1 protein-coding gene is annotated in these 235 nt (G+C 40.4%); it reads left to right on the top strand.

The features are described from left to right. The coding region (locus tag CWC11_RS21360) for a cbb3-type cytochrome c oxidase subunit I (protein WP_171038504.1) at positions 1 to 235 on the top strand (235 nt) is incomplete at both ends.

Here is a 235-nt window from a genome sequence, read left to right as displayed (position 1 = left end):
AATAACTGGAGCTTTTGGATACTACCCTTTGCATTTGCAATTTTACTGATGTCGTTATTTTTGGAAGGCGGCGGGCCTGCTTTCGGTTGGACTTTTTATGCGCCACTATCTACAACGTATAGCAATGACAATACAGCATTTTTTGTTTTTGCGATCCATATAATGGGCATTAGCTCTATTATGGGAGCTATCAACGTTATCGTGACCATTGTCAATCTTAGAGCTCCAGGTATGA

The sequence above is a fragment of the Pseudoalteromonas sp. S3178 genome (assembly GCF_005886985.1).
GTDB lineage: Bacteria > Pseudomonadota > Gammaproteobacteria > Enterobacterales > Alteromonadaceae > Pseudoalteromonas > Pseudoalteromonas carrageenovora.
This window is presented reverse-complemented; position numbering and strand designations above follow the sequence as displayed.